The 7,453-nt window shown below is 48.0% G+C and carries 6 protein-coding genes; all 6 read left to right on the top strand.

The genetic code is table 11. The annotated features are described in order from the left end of the window. The first annotated feature begins 400 nt into the window (after positions 1–400). The 6 genes from CARFE_RS0103520 (at position 401) to CARFE_RS0103495 (ending at position 7,381) form a co-directional block, all read left to right on the top strand. Positions 401–898, top strand: coding sequence for a DUF5317 domain-containing protein (locus tag CARFE_RS0103520; RefSeq protein ID WP_028051758.1), 498 nt, complete (start codon positions 401–403; stop codon positions 896–898). Positions 899–996: 98 nt separating this feature from the next. Further along, a complete protein-coding gene (gene secA / locus CARFE_RS0103515; RefSeq protein WP_011343110.1) occupies positions 997–3,621 on the top strand; it encodes a preprotein translocase subunit SecA in 2,625 nt (874 codons plus the stop codon). A gap of 15 nt (positions 3,622–3,636) precedes the next feature. Beyond that, positions 3,637–4,753, top strand: a protein-coding gene (prfB, locus tag CARFE_RS14140; RefSeq protein ID WP_011343111.1) for a peptide chain release factor 2 whose coding sequence is annotated in 2 segments (ribosomal slippage) — positions 3,637–3,705 and positions 3,707–4,753 — 1,116 coding nt in all. Because the reading frame shifts where the segments join, the coding sequence is not laid out codon by codon here. Continuing rightward, on the top strand, positions 4,750–5,613 hold the full coding sequence (locus CARFE_RS0103505) for a YitT family protein (RefSeq protein ID WP_011343112.1): 864 nt from the start codon (positions 4,750–4,752) through the stop codon (positions 5,611–5,613). Before prfB ends, CARFE_RS0103505 begins: the two co-directional genes overlap by 4 nt. Further along, on the top strand, positions 5,613–6,455 hold the full coding sequence (locus tag CARFE_RS0103500; RefSeq protein ID WP_028051757.1) for a transketolase: 843 nt from the start codon (positions 5,613–5,615) through the stop codon (positions 6,453–6,455). Before CARFE_RS0103505 ends, CARFE_RS0103500 begins: the two co-directional genes overlap by 1 nt. Next, positions 6,443–7,381, top strand: coding sequence for a transketolase family protein (locus CARFE_RS0103495; RefSeq protein ID WP_034541535.1), 939 nt, complete (start codon positions 6,443–6,445; stop codon positions 7,379–7,381). The genes CARFE_RS0103500 and CARFE_RS0103495 overlap by 13 nt, the downstream gene beginning before the upstream one ends. Positions 7,382–7,453: the final 72 nt, after the last annotated feature.

Here is a 7,453-nt window from a genome sequence, read left to right as displayed (position 1 = left end):
AACCGAAGGAAGGAATGAAGGTACTGCGGTAAAGGGGAAAACCATACCGTACAAACCGTGGCAAGTTTTGCGGGTAGCCCTCCTGACGGGAGCTCTCCTTGACAAGCCATTATATCGTGACCTGTCACCGCTGAAGAGGATACTCGTAAGCGGTATGGGAGAAGGTGGCTGAAAGCTACGGTAAGTTCCTGCTTCTTGGGGCAGGGGCTATGGCTGTCCCAAATACCGCCAGTTGGGGCTGGGACAGTCTGAAAGGGCGGACAACAAGTACCCCAACCTTCTAAACTGATGCAGTTTTGCACAGTTTGGATGACCAGGAGTAATTATTTATTTAGAAGCACTGATTTTAGCGCTTATTCTCGCTTATCTTTTTAAAGGCCGGCTGAAAAACTTAGCCGAATTGGAATTTACGGCGCTTTTTTCTTTTATCTTAGCTTTTTTAATCCAGTTTCTTATTGATTACCAGATGGCCCACCCCTTTATCCGGGCCTACGGCAGGTATCTCCATCTTTTTTCCTACCTCCTGCTTTTTTATGGGATTTATAAAAACATCAAACTTCCGGGAATGGGGTTAATCGGCCTGGGGATTTTTTTGAATTTCTTAGTGATTGCCGCCAATGGCGGTTACATGCCGGCGGATCCGCGGACCATTTCTCCCGAATGGATAGCGATGATGAAGCAGGGGATTTTGGGGACCCATACGTTAATTGATGAACATACCCGACTTGTTTTTTTGGCCGATAATATTTATCTCTGGTTTTATCCCATAACCTTTTCTTACGGGAAGCCCATTATTAGCTTTGGGGATATTTTTATTACCGTCGGAGTTTTTTGGCTGGTGTTTAAAGGGATGCGCTACCAAAAAAATAAAAACTACAAGCTTACCGTATTTCGCTGAAGAAAAGATTTGCGGTAGATAGTTGAAAGTGGTAAAATGAAAAGAAGAGTTATCAGGGAACCGTAACGGTTCCTTTATTTGTGCAAAGAGGTGAAAATATGCTGAAGTTTTTAAAGAATTTACTGGACGACAATGCCCGGGAGATTAAGAGGCTTACGGCCCGGGTGGAAGAGATAAATAGTCTCGAACCCCAAATGCAAAAGCTTTCCGACGAAGAACTGAGGGCTAAAACCGGGGAGTTTAAAGAACGTATAGCCCGCGGTGAAAGTTTGGACGAACTTTTACCGGAAGCTTTTGCGGTGGTCAGGGAAGCTTCCCGCCGGGTTCTGGGGATGCGGCATTTTGATGTGCAATTGATGGGGGGCATTGTACTTCACGAAGGTAAGATTGCCGAGATGAAAACCGGGGAAGGTAAAACTTTAGTCGCTACCCTGCCGGCATATCTCAATGCCCTTACCGGTCGCGGTGTGCATATCGTAACGGTAAACGACTACCTGGCCCGGCGTGATGCGGAATGGATGGGAAAAATTTACAAGTTTCTGGGTCTTTCGGTGGGTCTGGTGGTCCACGGCATGGATTATGCCGAAAAAAAAGCGGCCTATCTGGCGGATATTACTTACGGTACCAACAACGAGTTTGGATTTGATTATCTCAGGGATAACATGGCTATCCATCCGGACCAGGTGGTGCAGCGGGAGCTTTATTATGCTATTATTGACGAAGTGGACAGCATTTTAATCGATGAGGCCAGAACCCCGCTGATTATTTCCGGGGAAGCGGAAAAGTCCACCGACCTCTACTACACCTTTGCCAAAATTGTAAAGCAATTAGTGCCCGGGGAAGATTACACCGTTGACGAGAAAGCGCATGCGGTTATGCCTACCGAAGCGGGGATTCATAAAGTTGAAAAAATGCTTGGTATTCAGAACCTGTATGCTGATGAACACATGGAGTTAACCCACCATTTAAATGCGGCTTTAAAAGCGCAAGCTTTAATGAAGCGGGACCGGGATTATGTAGTCAAAGACGGTCAGGTAATTATCGTGGACGAATTTACCGGACGCCTTATGTTCGGCCGCCGGTATTCCGATGGATTGCACCAGGCTATAGAAGCCAAGGAAGGGGTCAAAATTGAGCAGGAGACCCAGACCCTGGCAACCATTACTTTCCAGAATTATTTCCGGATGTACGAAAAATTAGCCGGGATGACCGGTACGGCGGAAACGGAAGAAAACGAGTTTCGCAAGATTTATAACCTGTCGGTAGTGGTAATTCCAACCCATAAGCCGATGATTCGTAAGGATTTGCCCGATGTAATTTTTAAAACCGAAAAGGCCAAGTTTAAGGCAATTGTGGAGGAAGTGGCGCGGCGGCACCAGACCGGCCAGCCGATCTTGATTGGTACCATTTCCATTGAAAAATCCGAAATGTTAAGCGAAATGCTGAAAAAACGGGGAATTCCCCATCAAGTCTTAAACGCCAAATACCACGAAAAAGAAGCGGAAATTGTAGCCCAGGCGGGAAGGCTTGGGGCCGTGACCATTGCTACCAACATGGCCGGTCGGGGTACCGATATTTTACTGGGAGGTAACCCGGAATTTTTGGCCCTCCAGGAATTGAGAAAAATGGGAAAAACTCCGGAAGATGACCCGGAACTGTACCGGGAACTTTTGGCCAAATACAAAAAAATAACCGATGAAGAGCACAAAAAAGTGGTGGAGTTAGGGGGTCTCCACATCATCGGTACCGAACGGCACGAGTCCCGCCGGATTGATAACCAGCTCCGGGGACGGGCCGGGCGGCAGGGAGACCCGGGTTCGTCGCAATTTTTCATTTCCCTTGAAGATGACCTGATGCGCCTTTTTGGCTCCGATAACATTGCCGGGCTTATGGATCGCCTGGGGTTGGATGAAGATACCCCAATTGAACATCCGCTTATTACCAGGTCCATTGAGACGGCGCAAAAACGGGTTGAAAACCGGAACTTTGAAATTAGAAAACACGTTTTAGAATACGATAACGTTATGAACCAGCAGCGGGAGCTTATTTACAGCCAGCGCCGGCGGGTGCTTTTTGGGGAAGATGTCCTGACCTTTGTCCACCAGATGATAGAAGCGGTGGTGGAGCGGGCAGTCGATACTTACTGCCCCGATGGCGTTCACCCGGAAGAATGGGATTTAAAGGGATTATTGGAGTACGCTCATAATGTCTTTTTGCCCAACCACCAGTTAACTCCCGAAGATTTAGCCGATACCGGCAAGAAAGCTTTGGTGGAGTTTTTGGTGGAAAAAGCCAAAGAATACTACAAAAAGCGGGAAGAAGAGCTTGGCGGTGAGCAGCTCCGGGAGTTAGAACGGTACGTTATCTTGCGGGTAGTGGATGAGAAGTGGATGGACCACCTGGATGCTATGGACCAGCTGCGTGAAGGTATAGGGCTTAGAGCTTACGGGCAAAAAGACCCGCTGGTGGAATACAAAATCGAAAGCGTTGAAATGTTCAACAACATGATTGCTGCCATTCAGGAAGATGTGGTGCGTTATTTAATGCGGCTTTCCGTGGTCCGGCAGCCGGAAACCAGGAGGGTTCGGCGGGTGGTGGAAAACCGTTATCAGGAAGAAGGGCCGAAAAAACCCTACCGCCGGGAGCAAAAAATTGGCCGCAATGATCCCTGTCCCTGCGGTAGCGGTAAGAAATACAAGAAGTGCTGTGGCAGAAACGGGTAAAGGAAGTGGTTAGCTATGTTAATTGAGCTGAAAAGAAGTTTGGCGGAGATTTCCCCCAAGATTGAGGAAATGAGGGTTTCTCTTTGACATTCCCGGAAAAAAGGAACTGGTGGAAAAACTTACGGCCAAAACCTACGAGCCTGACTTCTGGGATAATTACACAGAAGCCCAGAAAACTCTAAAAGAATTAAACCGCCTCAAAGATGACATTGAAAAATATGAAGAACTTTTAAAAGCGCAGGAAGAGCTTACCGTTTTATTGCAACTTTTGGAAGAGGAAGAAAATGAGGAGTTAGCCGTTGAGGCTCAGGACAAAGCCAAAAAATTAATGGAAAAACTCCACCGGATGGAAATCGAGCTTTTGCTATCGGGGCCATATGATAAAAATTCGGCAATAGTTTCCCTCCATGCGGGAGCGGGAGGTACGGAGGCCCAGGACTGGGTGGAAATGCTTTACCGGATGTATACCCGCTGGGCCGAAGATAAAGGGTATAAAGTGGAACTAATCGACCGGCTTTTAGGGGAAGAGGCGGGCTTAAAAAGTGTTACTTTTAGCGTGGAAGGGTTTGGCGCTTACGGTTATTTGAAAGCCGAGCGGGGAGTGCACCGCTTAATTCGGATTTCTCCCTTTGATTTTTCCGGCCGGCGACATACTTCCTTTGCTTCGGTGGATGTCCTGCCGGAGGTAGCGGAAGATATTCCGGAAATTGAATTAAAGGAAGAAGAGTTAAAAATAGAAACATTTCGTTCGGGAGGAGCCGGGGGACAGCATGTCAATAAAACCGAATCGGCGGTGCGGATTACCCACCTGCCTACGGGCATAACGGTGGTTTGCCAGAACGAGCGCTCCCAGTTAATGAACCGGGCGTTAGCGGAAAAACTATTAAAAGCCAAGCTTTTGGATCTGGAAATGAAGAAAAAGGAAGAAGAAATGGCCAAACTCCGGGGGGAGCAAAAGGAAATTGCCTGGGGCAGTCAGATAAGAACTTACGTTTTTCATCCCTATAGCCTGGTTAAAGACCACCGCACCGGCGTTGAAGTAGGGGATGTCCAGGGGGTCATGGATGGCGAAATTGACATTTTTATCGAAGCTTATCTGAAAATGCTGGTAACACAGGGAGGAAACCAATGAAGCTTAGCGACAGAGTGCGAGCGGTAATCGATTATTTCTGGATTTTTGTGGGCTCGGCACTGATTGCTTTAGCCCTGGACTGGTTTTTAATTCCCAATAAAATAGCTGCTGGAGGCGTAAGCGGAATTGCTACCATTATACACTACCTTTTTGGGCTGCCGGTAGGTGCGGTAATGATTGCTTTAAACGTTCCCCTTTTTTTAATGGGTTTTAAAGAGCTGGGGTTAAAATTTGGGGTCCGCTCCCTTTACGGTATGCTGGTGCTGTCCCTGCTGGTGGACTTTTTGGCTCCGTATTTAAAAGCTTTAACCAAAGATCCTTTTTTGGCCTGCCTTTACGGTGGTGTTTTATCGGGAATAGGGCTGGGCATTGTCTTTAAATTTAAAGGAAGTACCGGTGGTACCGATTTAGCGGCGGCGATTTTACGCCGGTTTACCAAAACAAACGTCGGTATGGCCCTGTTGTTTATTGACGGACTGGTGGTTTTTGTCTCCGGGATAGTTTTCAACCCGGAACAGGCTTTATATGCTTTAATTACCATCGTGGTGACGAGCTTGTTAATTGACCTGGTCCAGGAAGGAATGGGCTATGCCCGGGCGTTTTTCATCATTAGCGACAAAAACGATTTAATTTCCGAAAAAATTATTACCGAGCTTGACCGGGGTGGTACCTGCTTAAAAGGCGAAGGAATTTATTCCCGGAAGGAAAAAGATGTGTTGCTGGCAGTGGTTAACCGTTCGGAAGTTTCCCGTTTGAAGGAAATAGTTTACCAGATTGATCCCAAAGCTTTTGTGATAGTCACTAACGTCCATGAGGTTTTGGGGGAAGGCTTTAAACCGATGGTTAAGGAGGGAAATTAGTGCAGGAAGAAATTTTAAATTTAAAGTTAATAGCCAATCAACTTCGCCAGCATGTTGTAAAGATGGTGGGAGAGGCCAATTCGGGCCATCCCGGCGGCTCCCTTTCGGCTGCGGATATTTTAGCGGTGCTGTTTTTTAAGGAGATGCGGATTGATCCGGCCAATCCCAAATGGCAGGACCGGGACCGCTTCGTTTTGAGCAAGGGACATGCTTCCCCGGTTTTATACGCAGCTCTGGCGGAACGGGGTTTTTTTCCAAAAGATTGGCTTTCCCAATTTCGCAAAATTAATTCTCCCCTGCAGGGGCACCCGGATATGAAAAAAGTTCCCGGGGTGGAAATGTCCACCGGTTCCCTGGGCCAGGGGTTTTCCACCGCGGTGGGGATGGCTTTAGGGTTAAAGCTTGACCGCAGCCCGGCCCGGGTTTACGTGCTGCTGGGAGATGGGGAAATTCAGGAAGGGATAGTCTGGGAAGCGGCCATGGCCGCAGCCCATTATAAATTAAATAATCTTACGGCAATTTTGGATTACAACGGTCTGCAGATAGACGGGCCGGTGCAGGAAGTGATGAATCCTGAACCGGTTGCGGATAAATGGCGAAGCTTTGGTTTTAAAGTTATTACCATTGACGGCCATAATATTCCGGAAATAATAAATGCCATCGATGCTGCCCGCCTGCACTTGGAAGGGCCAACCATCATTATCGCCAAGACCGTTAAAGGTAAAGGAGTTTCCTTCATGGAAAACCGGGTCGAGTGGCACGGATCTGCTCCCAAACCGGAGCAGGTAGCAGAGGCTCTTTCTGAACTTCAAGCGGGGAGGGAAAAGCTGTGGGAGGAATAGCCACAAGGGAAGCATACGGAAAGGCCCTGGTTGAATTGGGGCAGGAAAACCCGAAAATCGTTGTTTTAGATGCGGACTTATCCAAGTCCACGAAAACCTCCGATTTTGCCAAAGCTTTTCCCGAGAGATTTTTTAACATGGGCATTGCTGAGCAAAATTTAATGGGGGTTGCTGCCGGTCTTTCTACGGTGGGGAAAATACCCTTTGCCAGTACCTTTGCGGTGTTTGCGGCGGGCAGAGCGTTTGAAATAATTCGAAACAGTATCTGTTACCCGAAGCTCAATGTGAAAATTGCTGCTACCCATGCGGGTTTAACGGTGGGGGAAGACGGAGCTTCCCACCAGGCAATAGAAGATCTGGCTTTGATGCGGGTTTTACCCAATATGCAGGTATTTGTACCCGCCGATGCCGCCCAGACCCGTGCTATTGTAAAAAAAGCAGCGGAAATAGAGGGTCCGGTTTACATCCGTCTTGGCCGTTCCGGGGTGCCGGAGGTGTTTTCGCCAGATATTCGGTTTGAACCGGGGCGGGGTACGGTGCTTAAAGAAGGTAAAGATGTAACTATAGTTGCTCTCGGAATTATGACGGCCAAAGCGTTAGAGGCAGCTAAGATGTTAGAGGCAGAAGGCATCGCGGCAAGGGTTGTGGACATGGCAAGCCTTAAGCCCATAGACCGGGAGCTTTTGGTGGAAAGCGCCCGGTTAACGGGAGCGATGGTAACGGCGGAGGAACATTCGGTTATTGGCGGACTTGGCAGTGCGGTGGCGGAGGTTTTAAGCGAGGAGTATCCGGTACCGGTGGTAAAAGTAGGAGTTAATGATGTGTTTGGGGAGTCGGGAACTCCGCAAGCGCTTTTGGAAAAATACGGCTTAACCGCCGGGGACATTGTAGCGGCGGTGCAAAAAGCGTTAACCTTAAAAAGGTAACTCCGGGGACGGTTCTGAGAACATTCATTTTACGCTCACGAACCGTCCTTTAATTTTTTTGCTTAAAAACAA

The organism is Carboxydothermus ferrireducens DSM 11255 (assembly GCF_000427565.1).
GTDB classification, from domain to species: Bacteria; Bacillota; Z-2901; order Carboxydothermales; family Carboxydothermaceae; genus Carboxydothermus; species Carboxydothermus hydrogenoformans.
This window is presented reverse-complemented; position numbering and strand designations above follow the sequence as displayed.